Here is a 15,763-nt window from a genome sequence, read left to right as displayed (position 1 = left end):
CACCATCAAATGTCCATGTAGAGGTACTCCGTGAAGAAGATTCGTAACGCCGCGCGGCCGAGAAGTGGCGCCTCTCTCCCCCTCGTCGCCGTAATGACCGCGCTGTTGTCCATCGCTGCGTGCTCATCTTCGGACAAGCAGTACACGGTCCCCGGTGCGCTATGTGGGATCAAAGTCCCTCAGAATGTACTGAAGGCAGTTCTCCCGAACGGCGAAGATCTCACGGAACACTCGGATTCATCGGGAAGCACCAAACGGTGTCGCATTCATGTCGACGGTGAGTCAGTCTTTTCAGCCAGTACGGAGCGCTGGGATGGCGAGACAACATCAAACGATGTCGCCCAGTCCGCACTCGGAGTCGACCCGCAGGACCAGAAAAGCGATGAGGGACGATACATCTACTCGTCGACTGGAGCCGTCGGCAAGGTCGACTGCGCCCAGGCAGAAGAGGCCCACGAGCCGCTGTGGGCTTCTGTCAGGGTGACGCACGAGGAAGCGAACAATGCGGACATGCTCAAGCTCATCAAGGCTTACGCTGAGGCTGTCGGCTCTTCACAGGAATGTAGCCAGTGACGGTGCTTTCGCGCCGTGCTGGCCGACCCGGGTACCTTACTGCTCTCGCTATGTCGTTCCCTGTTCTCGTCGGCTGTGGTGAAGGCGCAGACGAAGGCTCGCCCCTCAGTGCGCAGGAAGCAACCTCAGTACTGCCGGGGCACAAGGACGTTTCAGGATCAGATGAAGGACGACGAGATGCGCGCGCACTTCGATGGCCGTAGCCGCGTCGGGTTGCTGCCCGGCACCTAAGGTCTGAACGTTCTAGCCCGGGTTCGATGACAAAGGTGCACCAGACCTGCTTCTCATCGAGGCCTGTGCGATGCCGGCCCCATCGCCGTGCCAGGGATTCCACCAGGCGCAGTCCTCGGCCTTGTTCACTGCACAGATCATGGCCGCCAGGCAGTTCCGATACCCGGTCTGACGCGTGGTCGATCACCCATGGCAGGCTTCCCTGACCAAGCAGCCGTACCAACCAATTTTCTTGCGGCCGGGGGAATCGAGATCGCTGCGGACGACCGCGTTTTGGCCACGAAGATCTTTGATCTTGAGGTCAGGACAAGAAAAAGCAGGAAGCAGACAGTGCGGGGTGGGCACCTCCCGTGCGTGCCCACCCTGGCCTTGCAGACTGTGCGCTCCTACTGGAAGTAGCTGGCGCCCTTCAGGTCGCCGCCTCGGTAGTCACCGCCGGCGGCGTGGACCCGCTGCGAGATGTTGACCAGCGCCTGGTGGATGCCCCGTGCGTGCGAGTCCCACTGCTTGGTCTTCTTCTGGAATTCCTCGTACGCCTCGCCGCCCCAGCCCGCGGACACGTTGAGCACGGCCTGCTTCAGTGCCTCGAGATCCTCCTCGAGCTTCTTTGCCTGATTACCGAGCTCAGTGGCGAGCGCATCCATGGTGCCGTACGTAACGGCGAGTTCGTCGTAGTGGGCTCCGGACATGATTCCCTCGTTTCTGTGCAGATTTCAGTCGGACTGCGCAGCCCGGACCGCGGTGCGGCTCGCTGCCACTGATAGCTCGTCAGTAGCCTCAGTAGCTGTTGAGCGCCGAAGTCTTTCCACCGAGATCGTCCACCGAGATCTGCTTCAGGTCGGCTTCGATCTGGTCTTCGAGGTTGCGCTTGTCGGTCTTGTTCAGGTTGATGCCCTCGAGGAAGTCGTCGAGCATCTTGCCGATCGCGACCATGTGCTGGTTGATTTCCGTCTGCTTCGTGTTGAACGCCTGGGCGCCCTGTCCCCTCCAGGCCTTCTCGATCATGTCGATCGTGCCCTGCAGCTTCGCGAGCGATCCCCTGATGTTGTCGTAGCGATCGACAACCTCGGTCTGAAGCCTCTGTACGTCGCCTTCATTAAGCTTGCGGTCGACCATTTGGGCACTCCCCTTCATAAGAGCTGTGGTTGGTTTCCGAGCGCGTCATCGCGCCGGATAGGTCGCGTGCGTGACCGGTTGACGAGCGTGAGTCTTCATGCTTTTCGCCGCGAGCGGATCACGGCGAAGGCGCCGCCCCCGATCACCAGGACCGCCCCCGCGGCTCCAAGAGCGACCCACATCGTGGTGTTGTCGGAGGACTCCGAGGTCGATCCTGCCGCCGAAGTCTGGCCGCCAGACGTGTTCTTGGGGGCCTGTGACGAGGTTGATGCGGGAGCGGAGGGTGAGGCGGTGACGCCCGTGACGCCGGTTCCGTTCTCGAAGCTGAGGGGGTCGGTGGCGGCCGAACCCGGGTTGATGTCGCTGTTCTCCAGCACCTTGCGGGGGCGGACGGCGCCGTAGCCGAGGTAGTTGCTCCGTTCGCCCTTCGACCAGGTGCGGCCAGCTGTGTCGATCATGGTGCGCAGGACCTGGTTGGCCGTCCAGTCGGGGTGGGCGGACCAGATGAGGGCGGCTGAGGCGGAGGCGACGGCAGTGGCCATACTCGTACCTCGTCCGTCGCAGTACGATCGAAATGTAGCGTCGCACCACGTGGGCAGGTTGAGACCGGGAGCCGCCAGATCGACATAATTGCCGTGCTCCGAGAAATTGCCCACCTTCCCCTTGTCGTCTGCGGCAGCCACCCCGACCACGTACGGGTAGGCCGCGGGGTAGTCAATGAAATTCTTGGTTCGAGCGTCGTTGCCGGTACCGGCAAACATCAACTTGCCCTTGGAGTGGGCGTACTTGATGGCCTTCTCCTCGTCCGGGTCGATGAAGCGACCGCCGTAGGACATGTTGATGATCTGAGCGTCGCTGTCCGCAGCCGCCTTGATCGCTTCCGCCGCGGACGGAGTCTTCTTCTTGTCGGTCTCGTTCTTCACGCCGTTGACGAGCATCCGGATGGGGATGATCTTCGTCCCGGGGGCCAAGCCCTGCATACCCTCTCCGGCACCAGTCCCGGCAATCAGTTCCGCCATGCTGGTGCCGTGCCCGTCATAGTCCTCGGTAGCGTTGTACGAGACTGCATCCGGTACCTCGTCCCCGAGCACTTGACCCTTCAGGGAAGGTGTATCGGCATTCACGCCCGTGTCCAGCACGGCAACTTTGACGCCTTTGCCGGTGCTGATCTTCCACATGTCTTCGGCGTGCATCGCCTTCAAGTACCACTGCTTCGACTGAACGTCTGCGGCAGCCGCATTCGGAGCCAGCCCCGAGGACATGATTGCGAAAACACCGAGTGCCGCGCACGCGGTGGTCACCCGTCTTCCGGCACGTCCTGCGAAGAGCGCCGTCAATCCGCCGCGCGGGCTGGTCCCTGTCATGCCTCTGTAGATCCTCGCTGTGATCAGTCAGTCACTGGTGGCGTGTTGCGTCGCGGGGTCTCCGGTTGAGACTCACCCTCACGATCCCTGCGGTTCGTGTTTCGTGAGTTTCCCGTGCGGCCGTGCGGCGCGCCTGCACCGCCTCCGGTCGGTCCACCGCTTCGCCTTGCTGGGGCTCGCCCCTTGGGTGTACCGATGACGCCGTCGGCATTGCCCGCGGCTGGACGCGCAGTCCGGCCCGGACGAGCGCCAGGGGTGGAGTTCGGCGCCCCGATCACCCCTCGCTGCCCGATTTGGCCGGCGGGCGCACGGGAGCCGCTGTTGCCGGCGCCGACGACCGTACCGCGCGGGTCCTTGGAGCCGGTCGCCCCTTGAGCACCTGTGGCGGGTCTTCCTCCCACAACTCCGTTGCCGCGCGCCGCACCTGTGGCACTCGAACCGCCCGCGCGGTCGCTCGCTGGCCCTCCGACAGCGCGCGGCATTCCGCCTGAGACGCCTCGGCCCATGGGGGAAGCGCTGCCACCTCGAGCACCTGACTGCCCCGTGGTGGTGGCGTGCCCCATTGGGCCTGTGACGCCGCGACCGCCGACGGCCCCGCTGGGAGTGCCTGTACGTCCTTGAGCCGTGATGGGGGCCCTGCTGCCGTTCGCTCCGCCGAAGGCCGAGGTGCGGCCGGCCGGCCCACTGAGGGCGGGAGCAATTGTGCCGGTGGAGAAGGGAGGGGCTGTCCCTCCGCTTCCGCTGGTGGGACCAGTCATCGTCGGCCCCACACTCGTCGTCGGCCTCGCGGCTTCCTGGGGCGACAGAGTGCCAACGCTGTCGATCTTAGTACCGACGTTCCCCACTGAGGTGATGGGCGAGTCATCCACCTGCTTGAGCGGCGGGGTGATGCCTCCTGAACGTGAATGGCTTGACGTCGTGCTCGACGACTCCTGTCCGGCCGCCACTGACTCACGCGCAGCCCCGAGCCCCCCGTTACCTCGCACTTCATCGCCCGTGATGATGGGGGCTTTGTATCCCGGATCCGGCTTGGGCACCCCTACATCCGGCATCGGCTCGAACGTCGGCGGCTCCTGCCCCGCCATGATCTCTTCCGATACCGCGTAGAAGGACGCCAGCCGGTTCATCTGGTTGATCGCCTCTTGGCGGTCCTTCTCGGCCTTGACCGCAGCCGCGTACTCCGCGTTGCTCTCGATTTGCTTGGGCGTCGGAATGTCCGCGACCGCCTTGGGGTCCTCGCGGGTGTCGCGGGGCGGCATGGCGCTGCGAACGGAGGCGAGTCCCGTGGCCGCTGCAGTGATCTGGGTGCCGGCGGCGTCGGCGAAGGCGGCGAGCTTGCGGGCGTGGATGACGAGATTGGCACCCCACTTGCGGAAGGCCTCACCCGACTCGCCCAGTCGACCCGGGTGATGTGGCCTTCGAGTTCCTCCGCGGCGTCTTCGATGGCGGTCTGGGCGTTCAGCAGGGCAGTGCCCGCGAGTTCCAAGTCCTCCGGTTTCGCGGACTCGACCATGTCGATCATGGCGTTCAGGGCGTGGCCCTCGAAGTTCGTCTTGCCGAAGACGCGGGGGACTTTCCAGCCGAAGGGGAGGAGCTGGGCTACCCCCGTCGCGCCGCTCACCATGTCGATGACGCCGACCTGCTTCGCGGCCTCCTCCCTCTCCGCCTGGTGCGATTCCTGGGGCTTCTGCTTGTCGCTCACTAGTAGGTGACCGTCCGCTCGTCGTTGCTCTTCGGCGCGGACTCGCCCTTCTTCGCAGCCTCCGCCGCCGCCCGCTCCCGCTCCGCTTCCTCGTGCTGACGGCCGATATCAGTCCTGATCTCCCAGAACCGCCGCCGCTCCTCCTCGTCGATGTTGCTGAAGTTTCCGCCCGCGCCCATGACGGCGATCTGCATCGCCTCGATCTGAAGGCCCAGGTTCTTGGAGAGTGCGGTGAGACGTTCGTGGACGCGCTCGTACTGGCTGTGGAGGCCCTTGGCCTCGGCGAAGCCCCCCGAGCCGCTGAATGAGGCCTCGGAGAGGGCGTGCGCCGCGATGTTCTGAGGACTGCCGGGAGAACCCTCGAATGTGGAGAGCACGGCATCGACACGCTTCTTGAAGGTTCCCAGCGCCTCCAAGCCGACTTTGAAACCCTCCGCAGGCAGCATGCCTACCCTCCCCGTTCCCCGTTGGTGAAGTCGTTGAGCGGTGCACAGGTGATGACCCGATCGGCACACTCGGTGACCACTGTAGTCAACGGGTTAGACGCGACCAACTGGTTCTCGTGGTATGCGAGTTGCGAGGCGGACGAGATCAGGCCGAGCCACGGGGTCAGCAACCACCCTCACGCGTCGTCACCGCGAAGTCATATGAAGGGACCGTCACCGTGCCCTGGCCTCCCGCGATTCCCGGCGGTTCATAGTCCCCGTCCTTCGACCGGGTGCGTGTGACCTGCATGCAGAAGGCCAAGTCGGCGCCTGTGACCGTATAGCGCGCCTCGGAGGCGGTGTTCGGGGCGGCGGGCGTCGCGGTCACGCCGTACTGCGGGGCGTCGCCACCGCCGTGCTCGACGACCTCCTGCTCGATTTTTGTCGCGTACTCGTCGATCCAGCGGGTGTCGTTGTCCTCGGCATAGATCTCGCCGAAGCCGGAGCTGCCGTCCAGGGCGTCCGTGGCGCCCTGCACCGCAGTCGTCAACTCGGCGTTGTCCCATACCGTGTCGTCGGAGACTCGAAAGCCCTGCACGCTCAGGTAGATGCCGACGCCGGCCAAGGCGACGAAGGTGAGGCGAGCGGCGACGAAGGAGGCGTCGGACACTTCTTCGGCCGACGGGTTGACGGTGGCGCGCCAGGCCCGGACGCGGTCCGCCTTGATGCAGGCCATGGCCAGCAGCACTGCGGACAGGACGAGGCCGAGCACGTTCAGTTGGGTCAGCGCGTCCATGAGCCGCCTTCCAGTCGTCGCCTCTGTCTGCGCCGCGCGTCCCGGAGCGCCACCGCCGTGCCGCCCATCCCCGCGACGAGGACCACCGCGCCCACGGCCACGTAGGTAGCGAGGCGGGCGTTGCGTTCCTCGGCGGTTTCGCCGATCTGGAACTTGGCCGGGGTGGGGGCTTCCGGTTTGCCCAGGCCCGCCTGGGGGTCGGGGGACTCTACGGGGTGTTCGTCCTGCGTCAGGGCGCGTACGGGGTCGACCACTCCCCAGCCGACCAGACGGTCGTGCCCCGCGGTGGTGCGCTCAGCGGTCTGTTCGATCTGGGCGACGATCTGCCGGGCCGTCCAGTCGGGGTGTTTCGCCTTGATCAGCGCCGCGAGGCCGGCGACGTACGGCGCCGAGAAGCTCGTGCCGCTGTCGGAGCAGTGGCCGCCCTTGGGGACGGTGGAGATCATGTCGACACCGGGGGCCGCCACGCCGACGAACTGGCCGGACTGGGAGAAGGCGGCGCGCTCGTTGTTGCGGTCCGAGGCGGCGACGGCGAGGACGCCCTCGTAGGAAGCCGGGTACGTCTCCTTGACGTTGCCGCCGAGGCCGTCGTTGCCCGCCGAGGCCACGACTACGATCTTCCGGGCCAGGGCCTGGTTGATCGCCAGAGCCAGATCGGACGTCGACTTCATCGGTTTCGTGGTGTCCTGGGAGATGTTGATGACGTCGGCCCCGGCCTCGACGGCGTAGCGGATCGCGCCGGTCAGGCTGCCGACGTCGCCGTTGCCCTCCGCGTCGTTCTGCTGGATCGGGATGATCGTCGCCTCGGGGGCCAGGCCGACGAAGCCGGTGCCCTTGGCGGGCCGGGCCGCGATGATGCCGGCGACCTTGGTGCCGTGGCCGACCGTGTCCGTGGTGCCGTTCTCCTTGCCCCGCTCGATCGGGTTGCCGTCGTCGTCCTTGAGGTTCTCGGGCAGGAAATTGCGGCCGCTCCGCACGTCGACCGCGTCGGTGAGTTGGGGATTCGTCACGTCGACGCCGGTGTCGATCACCGCCACCCGCATGCCCTTGCCCGTGGACTGGCTCCACAGCTCGTCCAGGAGGACGCGCTGCAAGGACCAGGGGCGGCCCGGGTACTTGCCGTTGGGGAACGCGCACTGGTCCGAGTACGGCAGGTCGGCCGCCGTCGCCGGGGGCGCGAGGAGGACGGGGGCGGTCGTGAGCACGGTCGCGGCCACCACTGTGGTCGCCGCCCGGAGGAGGAAGGGCATGTGTGGCATGGCCGGCCCTCAGGAACCCTGCGGCTGGCGTGCCGCCGTCGTCGACAGGCGTGGGCCGGTGGGCAGGAACTCCGACCAGGCGACGGGGATCGGCGCGGGGTCCACGTCCTTGTAGCCGAGCCGGGTCTGGGCCTGTTGGGCCTCCTGCTGGGCCTGCCGGCGGTCCTTGGCCGTCGTTCCGATGCCGGCGTCGTCCGCGCCGCTGTCGGCGTTGGACTGCAGGACGTAGCGCAGGCCCGTGTCGGTGACGAGGAAGACAGGGCCGGCCTTGGTCTCCCTGCCCTGGAACTGGCGGTAGAGCTGGCCGGAGCCGGGCGTGACATAGGCGCTGGAGGAGCCGGTGGGGAGCTTGGCCGGGAAATCCGTGCCGGCCCAGGTGCTCAGGGTCGTGGCACCCGAGTCGGCGTCGACACCGCGCAGGACGTTGCAGACGGTGCCGCGGCTTCCTGCGGTGCCTGAGGCATCGTTGACGGGCTCGGGGTCGTGGGTGGGCCAGCGGTGCTCGGTGCCGAACGGCTTGCCGGGGACGATCGCACCCGGGCTCATGTCCTTGGCTGCACCGGCCTGGCCGAGGGAGGCCAGGTCCTCACTGAACAGCAGGAGTTGGGCGACGAAGGCCGAGACGGGGGCGACCCGGCCGGGCAACACCACGTAGTACTGGTCGCTGTTCAGGTCGGACGCCTTGAGGACCATGCCGACCTTGTCGGTCTGGTCGTCCAGTTGGCCTGGGGCGTCGGCCGCGACACCGATCTGACCCTGGATCTTCGGAAAGGAGATCGGGTCGCCGGCGTGCAGGGTCTCCAGCCACTCACGGGAGACCTTCTGCGGCTTGCCTCCGGAGCCGACGACGGCGCGCAGCAGCAGTTCGTCGCTCTTGTCGATGAGGTACGAGCGTCCGCTCGCGTCCACCACGTAGTGGTTGCCGTCAGGGGCCACGACGTAAAGCAGTTGCCCGCCCGTCAGTTTCTCGTCCTTGCCCTCGGTCGCTTGCACCTCACGGGAGGCCAGAACCAGGGCCGCCTTCTGGATGGACTCGCCGCCCGCGCTGCGGCGTTCGCAGACCGCCCAGCGCTTCTCGCCGCCCGCCTCGGACGCCGAGGGGAGACGGTCGGGCGCGTAGGGGATGCCGATGGTGGCCCCGTGGGGGATCTTGCCGTTGTCGAGGACGGACTCGGCGACGGTCACCACGTCGCCCTGGCCCTCGTCGAGGAGCAGCTTCGCGGACGCCATGTTGAGGACCGGGTGCAGCTGGACCTGTTGGCCGGTCTTCAGGACGACGTAGCGGGTGGTCGAGTCGCTGGCGACGATCACCTTGGCGTTGGGCTCGTCCCAGCCCTTGGGCGCGGTGGGCTTGAACATCCCCCAGGCCCCGAAGACGGCCATGACGACCACACCCACGATGGCGCCGGGGACGACCGCGCGCAACGGACGAGGTGCGCCCTCCTCCGAACCGTCGGGCGACGACTGCAGGAAGGCCGCGAGCATGCGGCGCTTCGCGAAGGTGTAGGCATTGAGCTGGTCGCGCCGAGATGCCATCTCTGCTTGTTTCTCCCCGTGTTCAGATGTGCCGCGCTCGCCTGGTGTGTCATGCCGAACGCCCCGGTGTCAGAGCGGCCCCCTACTATGCCTGGTATCCGCGGGGGCTTGTGGAGCGGGTAGGGTGCCCGGGCCTTCACGGGCATGGTGCGGTGCTGCGACACGAGCGAGTCGTCAGCAGAACGGGGGGGATGGAGTGATGGCTTCCGGAACGCGCGCCCGGTCCGGTGACCGATCACGGACACGGGTTGCATCGGTGTCCGGGCAGGGACCGGCGCAGCGGCCGGCCTCGCCGGGCGTGCTCCACTCCAGGGTGCGTTCGGGTCAGGTCGGGGCGTTCCGGTTGCAACGCCTTGTCCTGATCGAGGTCGCGGCGGCCATCCTGCTCGTCGGATGGGTGATCGATCCCGTGGCCGTGGCGCCTGCGGCTGTCCTCGCCGGCTGTCTGGTCCTGCTCGCCTTCGTCCGTCGGCGCGGGCGTTCCCTGCCCGAGTGGCTGGCCACGGCTCAGGCGTTGCGTGCACGGCAGCGTCGGGCCGCGAGTACGCCGATTCCGGAGGGCACGGAGCCGGGGCTGGCGCCGGCGGTGGAGTGCGACCCGAGTCTGCGGACGTACACGTACAGCGGCCGCGATCGCCGACCCGTCGGAATCGTCGGGGACGGTACGTTCGTCACCGCGGTCCTGCATGTCGAGGCCGCTGCCGCCGCGCTGCGGGCCGAGCGGAACAAACAGCCGTTGCCGCTCTCCTTGGTGCACGACGCCCTGGAGGTGGACGGTATCCGGCTGGAGTCGGCGCAGGTCGTGCTCCACACCCAGCCCGCGCCCGCGATCCATCTGCCCCGGCAGTCCGTGGCGGTCGCCAACTACGCGCCCCTGCAGGAGCAGACGGGTGCGCCGGCCGTACGCATCACATGGATCGCGTTGAAGCTCGATCCGGAACTGTGCGCGGAAGCGGTGGCCGCGCGCGGGGGCGGCTTGGTCGGAGCGCAGAGGTGCGTCGTGCGGGCCGCCGATCATCTCGCGAGCCGACTCACCGGATCCGGATTCCGGGCGACCCTCCTCGACGAGGAGCAGTTGATCTCCGCCATCGCCACGTCGGCCTGTGCCAACCCGCTGGTGACGGCGGAGGCCGGGCGGACGGATGCGCGGGAGCGGCGGACCGAGGAGTCGGGGCGGAACTGGCGCTGCGACAACCGCAGACACACCACGTACTGGATCCGTCGGTGGCCCGCCCTGGGCGGGGAGAGGGCGCCGTCGCTGCCGCAGCTCGTCGCTCTGGTCACAGCCGTCCCCACTCTCGCCACCACCTTCAGCCTCACGCTCAGACAGGGGGAGCGGAAGGAGGTGTCCGCCTGCGGGCACCTGCGGGTCACCGGGCGCGGCGACGACGAACTCGTCGCCGCCCGGCGCGCGGTGCAGGCCGCGGCCCGGCACACGGGCATGGGGCTCTCCCGACTCGACCGGGAACAGGTGCCCGGCATGCTCGCCACTCTGCCCCTCGGAGGTGCCCGATGACGGCGGTCCCGCGCGTAGGACGGGCGGCGGCCACCGGACGGGGCGAGCCGCAGTCCTCCGCCCCGGAGCGGGCGCGTGAACTACTCCGCCGCGGCTTCGGATTGATCGGTCCGAGACACCCTCGGCACTCCGTGACCGTCGACCAACTGGACACCCTCGCCCTTCCTGTCGCCGACGACGGCGTGGTCATCGGCGTGGACGCGGAGAACCGGCCCGCTGTACTCGGGCTGAATCGGCCTCTGCCGTACGACGTCGTGCTCATCGGTGGGCTGTGGACCGTACAGGTCATCGCGCTCAGGGCGGCGGCAACAGGGACGCGGGTCGCCGTGGAGACGGCGCGGGCGCAGGTCTGGATGCCGATGGTGCACGCCATGGGGGGCGGTCAGAACGGGATGGCCGTGTACGACGTCGGGCGGGTGCCGCCGCTGGGCGCCTCGGCCGGTACGCCGGTGCTGGTGGTACGGGACTGCGGGATGCGGCCACCTCGCGGTCGCGTGGTCTCCGGGCCCTGGCAGTCGGTGCTGACGCTGTTGCCGTACGTCAGCCCGGTCGCTCCGCGGCTCGTGCGGCAGGCGCGGCTGGTGGGGATTCAGAGGGTGTCGCCCGACGAGGCCACGGAACTGGGCCGCACGATGGCGCTCACCCGGGCCGAAATGGACTCCCTGCCGGGACTCTCCGACGGTCTCACCCTGTGGTGTACCGACCGCGATCGGCAGTACGCGATGACACAACCCACGGACGCGGAGACCGGGTTGTTGGGTACGCCACGTCGGATGGACTGACGGGCCTGGCGGCGAAGCCGTTCACAGCACCCGGTTTGTCAACTGTTGCGCCAGCAATTACGTCGCATTTGCCTGGGTTTAGAGGTCCAGCATTGCTATGGAGGGGCAGACGGGCCTGCCGGGTCGGGGCGTGTGGTGATTAGGCTGGGACAGGGATCGACGTCGGACCACGTGGAGCAGGCGTCGGCGTCCCAGGGGCAAGCGGGGGAGCCTGTGGAGCGGACGACCTCGGACGACCTCTGACACGCCTCAAACGACTTCGTACGACGTCGGACGACAAGCAAGGGTCGCCCCAGCACGGCATGAGGGTGCTCGACCACACCAGGAGGAACACTGTGAGCAGCGATCGGGACGGGATCCGCGGGGGCTGGGCGACACCCGGCGATGACCAGCCCGACGCGGAGTCCGCAGCAGAGGTGACGGGCGAGTTCACCATCGACTACGCGCCGCCCGCCTGGTACACGCAGAACGCCTCGGGGAGCTCGTCCTCGGGACAGGGGACGGGGGCGTCCGAGGAGTCCAGTCCCTCGGGGGCAGCCGGAGGGCCCGGAGGTTCCGGGGTGCCCGGGGGTTCCGGGACGCCCGGCGGATCCGGGATGCCGAAGGGGCCCGTGCCGCCGCTGCCCGGGCTGACTCCGCCGCCGCATGCCAACCCTTCCGGTGGGGCCTCGGCCTTCCCGGCGCACAATCCCGCTCAGGGACCGGCCGCGGCGTCGCATCCGGCTCCCGCTCCCGGTGCGCCCTTCACGCCGCCCGCGCCGCCGCCCGCTCCGGGTGCTCCGTTCACGCCTCCGGCGCCCGCTCCGGGTGCGCCCTTCACTCCCCCGGCCGCCGGCGGGGCGGCCGGTGTGCCCAGGTTGCCGATGGGGAGCGGTTTCGAGCCGCAGGTGTCACAGCCGGCGCAGTCCGAGGCGCCGCAGGCGGGCCCGGCCTCTCCCACGGCTGTGCCGAACATTCCCGTGGGTGGGTATCAGGCGCAGTGGACGCCGTCGGCTCCGCCGGAGACGGCCCCGGCCGCTCCTGGTCCCGCGCCTGCTCCGGGGGCGGCTCCGGCCACTCCTCCCGCCGCGTCCGGTACGCCCGAGGTTCCGGCTGCGGCTGCCGGTGCGGCGGACACGTCGGCCGGTGATCTGGAGAGCGGCGCCACCATGCGCTTCTCCGCCGTCGCCCTGAAGCGGGAGATCGAGGAGCGGGCGGCCGCGGAGGCGGTTTCCACGCCCGACGCAGCCGGTACCCCCGACGCCGAGGACGAGGGTGACACCGAGGCGGACGACGCCGCCGACGAGGCCGGCAGCGCTGTCCGTACGGATGACACGGAGGACCACGGCCCCGACGACTCCGACGCGGAGGCCGACGACGCCTCCGACGGAGTCTCGGAGTACGCGCTGGACGCGGACGCCTTCGCGGACGTGCCGTCGGCCGAGGAGGCCGGGCCGGAGCAGACGCGGCCGGAGGGCGAGGACGCGGCGCCCGTGGTTGCCGAGCCGCATCCCGTAGCAGCCGACGCCGGTGAGTCCGAGGACACGGGCGTCCAGGACGAGGCACCCGCCGACGACGCCCGTGCGGAAGAACCCGAAGTACCCGTCGACACGGACGCCGAGGCGCAGGACACCGCGCCCGAGGACGCCCTGTCCGACGCCGACGAGCCCCAGGACGCCCCGTCGCAGGCCCACGAGCCCGAGGACGTCAGGCCCGAGCCCGAGCCCGAGGATGCCTTGCCGGCCGACGCCGAGTACCCGCGTGAGGACGCTGTGGCTGCTCCTGAGGAGCCCTCCGACGCACCCCCCGCCGACCTCGTGTCCCCGGACAGCGAGCCGGAGGACGCGGTACCGGCCGCCCCGGCCCCCGAAGCCCCGGCGCCGCAGAGCACGCCGTCCGACTCGGTTCCCCCGCTCCCGCAAGGTGTGCCGCCGCTGCCGCCCTCGTACCAGCCGGCGGCCCCGGCGCCCGCGCACCAGTGGCCCGTACAGCCCGTACAGCCCGAGCAGCAGCCCCAGCCTGAGGCTCGGCCCGCCGATGCGCATGTGCCCGCGCAGGGTCAGCCGCCGGTGCCGCCGCAGCCCTCGGTTCCGGCGCAGCAGCCGCCGTTCCAGCCCCAGGCGCCGCAGCCCGCGCCTGCCGCGTGGAACCAGCAGCCCGCACCGATGCCTCCGAACCAGCCGCCCGTCCAGCCCGTACCGCAGCCCGGCGGCTACGGCTTCCCGCACCCCGGAGCACAGCCCCCGGCCGCGCCGAACGCCCAGGGCGGCTACGGCTTCCCCCACCCCGGTGCCCCGACCCCGGCAGCCCAGCAGCCCCCGGCCCAGCAGCCGGACGGCCCGCCCGCGCCCCCCGCGCAGGGCGGCTACGGCTTCCCGCAGCAGGGCGCGCCCGCCCCGGCACCCCAGCAGCCCCCGGCCGAGCAGCCGGTCACGCCGCCCGCCCCGGCCCAGGCCCCGGCCCAGACCCCGGCCCCGGCCCCGGCCCCGGCCCAGCAAGACGGTTATGGCTTCCCCCAGCCGGGCGCCCCCGCCCCGCAGGCCGGCTACGGCTTCCCCCACCCGGGCGCCCCTGCCGACGCCCAGGGCGGCTACGGCTTCCCCCAGCCGCCCGGTCCGCAGCCCCACCCCGGCGTACCTCCGCAGGCCCAGCCGCAGCCCGAGGCTCAGCCCCCGCACGCCGGGCAGCCCCAGCCGCAGCCGGGGCAGCCCGGGCAGCAGGGTCACCCCGGGCAGCCCCAGCAGCCCGTCGACCCCCGTACCGGTGCCGCCTGGCCGCAGCCCATACAGCACGACCAGCGGCAGCCGACCAACCCCGGGGCCGCGCCGCTCGGTTACACCGCGGCCGTGGAGCTGTCGTCCGACCGGCTGCTCAACAGCAAGAAGCAGAAGGCGAAGAGCAGCCGTCCGGCGGCCGGTGGCGGGCGGTTCAAGATCGGCGGCAAGAAGGAGGAGGCCGAGCGGCAGCGCAAGCTCGACCTGATCCGCACGCCCGTGCTGTCCTGCTACCGGATCGCCGTGATCAGCCTCAAGGGCGGTGTCGGCAAGACGACCACGACCACCGCGCTGGGCTCGACACTCGCCACCGAGCGGCAGGACAAGATCCTCGCGATCGACGCCAACCCGGACGCGGGCACGCTCGGGCGCCGGGTGCGGCGGGAGACCGGGGCGACCATCCGTGACCTCGTCCAGGCGATCCCGTACCTCAACTCGTACATGGACATCCGGCGGTTCACCTCCCAGGCCTCCTCGGGTCTGGAGATCATCGCCAACGACGTCGACCCGGCGGTGTCCACGACCTTCAACGACGAGGACTACCGGCGCGCGATCGACGTGCTGGGCAAGCAGTACCCGGTGATCCTCACCGACTCCGGCACCGGTCTGCTGTACAGCGCCATGCGCGGTGTGCTGGACCTCGCAGACCAGCTCATCATCATCTCGACGCCGTCCGTGGACGGGGCGAGCAGCGCGAGCACGACGCTGGACTGGCTGTCCGCGCACGGGTACGCCGACCTCGTCTCGCGGTCCATCACCGTCATCTCCGGCGTCCGCGAGACCGGCAAGATGATCAAGGTCGAGGACATCGTGTCGCACTTCGAGACGCGCTGCCGCGGTGTCGTCGTCGTGCCGTTCGACGAGCATCTCTCCGCCGGTGCCGAGGTCGACCTCGACATGATGCGGCCAAAGGTGCGGGAGGCGTACTTCAACCTCGCGGCCATGGTCGCGGAGGACTTCGTCCGCCATCAGCAGTCGCACGGCCTGTGGACCTCGGACGGCAACCCGCCGCCGGTCGCCGCCCCGCCGATGCCCGGCCAGGCCATGCCGGGTCAGCCCTACGCCCAGCCGGGACAGCCTGTCTACCCCGGTCAGCAGCAGCCGGATCCCGGCCGACCGGGCCCGTACCCGCAGCAGCCCCAGCAGCCGCAGCCGCAGCCGCAGCCGGGCCAGCCGTACGCCCAGCCCGGTCAGCCGTACCCGCAGCCCGGCCAGCCGTATGCCCAGCCCCCGGCCCAGCCCGGCCAGCCGTACCCGCAGGCCGCGGCGCAGCCGCCCTACCCGCAGCCCGGGCAGCCGGGACAGCCGGCGCAGCCCGGTCAGCACCCCGGGCACCCGGCGGCCCACCCCGGCCAGCCCTACCCACAGCCCGGGCAGCCCCCGGCCGCTCCCCCACAGCCCGGCTACGGCTACCCCCAGCCCGGTCAGCCCGGTCACCCGGCGCAGCCCGACGGGCAGACCCCGCCGCCCCCGCCTCCGACGCAGTAATCAGCTCACCCGATCGGCCCCTTCTCAGGGGCCGATCCCCGTTTGGCCCGCGCCGTTCCGACTCGGCGCGGGCCTCGGTGCGTTCCGGGGCGAATTCCGTTGCCAGGCCCTGGCCAGGGGCGCGTCAGTGGTCTCCACCAATGGGTGCGAAATGCTCGCCAATTCGTTATTTCCGCAGGCCACGAGGGGTGAACGCGCCGTTGACGGGTGGAGATGGCCGCT

The 15,763-nt window shown here is 69.6% G+C and carries 12 protein-coding genes; 5 read left to right on the top strand and 7 right to left on the bottom strand.

Annotated elements, in window-relative coordinates; genetic code table 11:
• Positions 1–30: 30 nt before the first annotated feature.
• On the top strand, positions 31–573 hold the full coding sequence (locus IGS69_RS25715; RefSeq protein WP_190902859.1) for a hypothetical protein: 543 nt from the start codon (positions 31–33) through the stop codon (positions 571–573).
• Positions 574–1,190: 617 nt separating this feature from the next.
• On the opposite strand, the gene IGS69_RS25710 is transcribed toward IGS69_RS25715, so the two are convergent.
• The 3 genes from IGS69_RS25710 to IGS69_RS25700 form a co-directional block, all read right to left on the bottom strand.
• On the bottom strand, positions 1,191–1,493 hold the full coding sequence (locus IGS69_RS25710; RefSeq protein WP_190902858.1) for a WXG100 family type VII secretion target: 303 nt from the start codon (positions 1,491–1,493) through the stop codon (positions 1,191–1,193).
• Positions 1,494–1,581: 88 nt separating this feature from the next.
• Positions 1,582–1,920, bottom strand: coding sequence for a WXG100 family type VII secretion target (locus tag IGS69_RS25705; protein ID WP_097221214.1), 339 nt, complete (start codon positions 1,918–1,920; stop codon positions 1,582–1,584).
• A gap of 95 nt (positions 1,921–2,015) precedes the next feature.
• Positions 2,016–3,284 (bottom strand): S8 family serine peptidase, encoded by a 1,269-nt coding sequence (locus IGS69_RS25700; RefSeq protein WP_385864749.1) that lies wholly within the window; start codon positions 3,282–3,284, stop codon positions 2,016–2,018.
• 1,411 nt (positions 3,285–4,695) lie between these two features.
• On the opposite strand from IGS69_RS25700, the gene IGS69_RS25695 reads away from it, so the two are divergent.
• Positions 4,696–4,989: a hypothetical protein gene (locus IGS69_RS25695; RefSeq protein ID WP_190902857.1), complete on the top strand. Its 294-nt coding sequence runs from the start codon at positions 4,696–4,698 to the stop codon at positions 4,987–4,989.
• On the opposite strand, the gene IGS69_RS25690 is transcribed toward IGS69_RS25695, so the two are convergent.
• From IGS69_RS25690 to eccB, 4 genes are all read right to left on the bottom strand, one after another.
• Positions 4,986–5,432, bottom strand: coding sequence for a hypothetical protein (locus IGS69_RS25690; RefSeq protein ID WP_190902856.1), 447 nt, complete (start codon positions 5,430–5,432; stop codon positions 4,986–4,988). The two genes, IGS69_RS25695 and IGS69_RS25690, sit on opposite strands and share 4 nt — an antisense overlap.
• A gap of 163 nt (positions 5,433–5,595) precedes the next feature.
• The gene (locus IGS69_RS25685; protein ID WP_190902855.1) at positions 5,596–6,207 is read right to left on the bottom strand and encodes a hypothetical protein; all 612 of its coding nucleotides are present in this window, start codon (positions 6,205–6,207) and stop codon (positions 5,596–5,598) included.
• Positions 6,195–7,457 carry a type VII secretion-associated serine protease mycosin gene (mycP, locus tag IGS69_RS25680; protein ID WP_190902854.1) on the bottom strand — a complete coding sequence of 421 codons (1,263 nt, stop codon included), beginning with the start codon at positions 7,455–7,457 and terminating at the stop codon, positions 6,195–6,197. Before mycP ends, IGS69_RS25685 begins: the two co-directional genes overlap by 13 nt.
• Positions 7,458–7,475: 18 nt before the next feature.
• Complete coding sequence (gene eccB / locus IGS69_RS25675) at positions 7,476–9,002, bottom strand: type VII secretion protein EccB (RefSeq protein WP_190902853.1); 1,527 nt, start codon at positions 9,000–9,002, stop codon at positions 7,476–7,478.
• Between the two features lie 199 nt (positions 9,003–9,201).
• On the opposite strand from eccB, the gene eccE reads away from it, so the two are divergent.
• The 3 genes from eccE (at position 9,202) to IGS69_RS25660 (ending at position 15,541) form a co-directional block, all read left to right on the top strand.
• Positions 9,202–10,518 (top strand): type VII secretion protein EccE, encoded by a 1,317-nt coding sequence (eccE, locus tag IGS69_RS25670; RefSeq protein ID WP_190902852.1) that lies wholly within the window; start codon positions 9,202–9,204, stop codon positions 10,516–10,518.
• On the top strand, positions 10,515–11,300 hold the full coding sequence (locus IGS69_RS25665; RefSeq protein WP_190902851.1) for a hypothetical protein: 786 nt from the start codon (positions 10,515–10,517) through the stop codon (positions 11,298–11,300). Before eccE ends, IGS69_RS25665 begins: the two co-directional genes overlap by 4 nt.
• A gap of 302 nt (positions 11,301–11,602) precedes the next feature.
• A complete protein-coding gene (locus IGS69_RS25660) occupies positions 11,603–15,541 on the top strand; it encodes an SCO5717 family growth-regulating ATPase (protein ID WP_385864755.1) in 3,939 nt (1,312 codons plus the stop codon).
• The last annotated feature ends 222 nt before the right edge of the window (positions 15,542–15,763 follow it).

This window comes from Streptomyces tuirus (assembly GCF_014701095.1).
Taxonomy (GTDB): domain Bacteria; phylum Actinomycetota; class Actinomycetes; order Streptomycetales; family Streptomycetaceae; genus Streptomyces; species Streptomyces tuirus.
The sequence above is the reverse complement of the archived record's forward strand: the minus strand, read 5'-3'. Positions and strand labels throughout refer to the sequence as shown.

What these genes read in the sequence shown, in the direction of transcription:
- IGS69_RS25710 (WP_190902858.1), bottom strand. Translation starts at nt 1,493, where the DNA reads ATGTCCGGAGCCCACTACGACGAACTCGCCGTTACGTACGGCACCATG.
- IGS69_RS25705 (WP_097221214.1), bottom strand. Translation starts at nt 1,920, where the DNA reads ATGGTCGACCGCAAGCTTAATGAAGGCGACGTACAGAGGCTTCAGACC.
- IGS69_RS25700 (WP_385864749.1), bottom strand. Translation starts at nt 3,284, where the DNA reads ATGACAGGGACCAGCCCGCGCGGCGGATTGACGGCGCTCTTCGCAGGA.
- IGS69_RS25690 (WP_190902856.1), bottom strand. Translation starts at nt 5,432, where the DNA reads ATGCTGCCTGCGGAGGGTTTCAAAGTCGGCTTGGAGGCGCTGGGAACC.
- IGS69_RS25685 (WP_190902855.1), bottom strand. Translation starts at nt 6,207, where the DNA reads ATGGACGCGCTGACCCAACTGAACGTGCTCGGCCTCGTCCTGTCCGCA.
- mycP (WP_190902854.1), bottom strand. Translation starts at nt 7,457, where the DNA reads ATGCCCTTCCTCCTCCGGGCGGCGACCACAGTGGTGGCCGCGACCGTG.
- eccB (WP_190902853.1), bottom strand. Translation starts at nt 9,002, where the DNA reads ATGGCATCTCGGCGCGACCAGCTCAATGCCTACACCTTCGCGAAGCGC.
- eccE (WP_190902852.1), top strand. Translation starts at nt 9,202, where the DNA reads ATGGCTTCCGGAACGCGCGCCCGGTCCGGTGACCGATCACGGACACGG.
- IGS69_RS25665 (WP_190902851.1), top strand. Translation starts at nt 10,515, where the DNA reads ATGACGGCGGTCCCGCGCGTAGGACGGGCGGCGGCCACCGGACGGGGC.
- IGS69_RS25660 (WP_385864755.1), top strand. Translation starts at nt 11,603, where the DNA reads ATGAGGGTGCTCGACCACACCAGGAGGAACACTGTGAGCAGCGATCGG.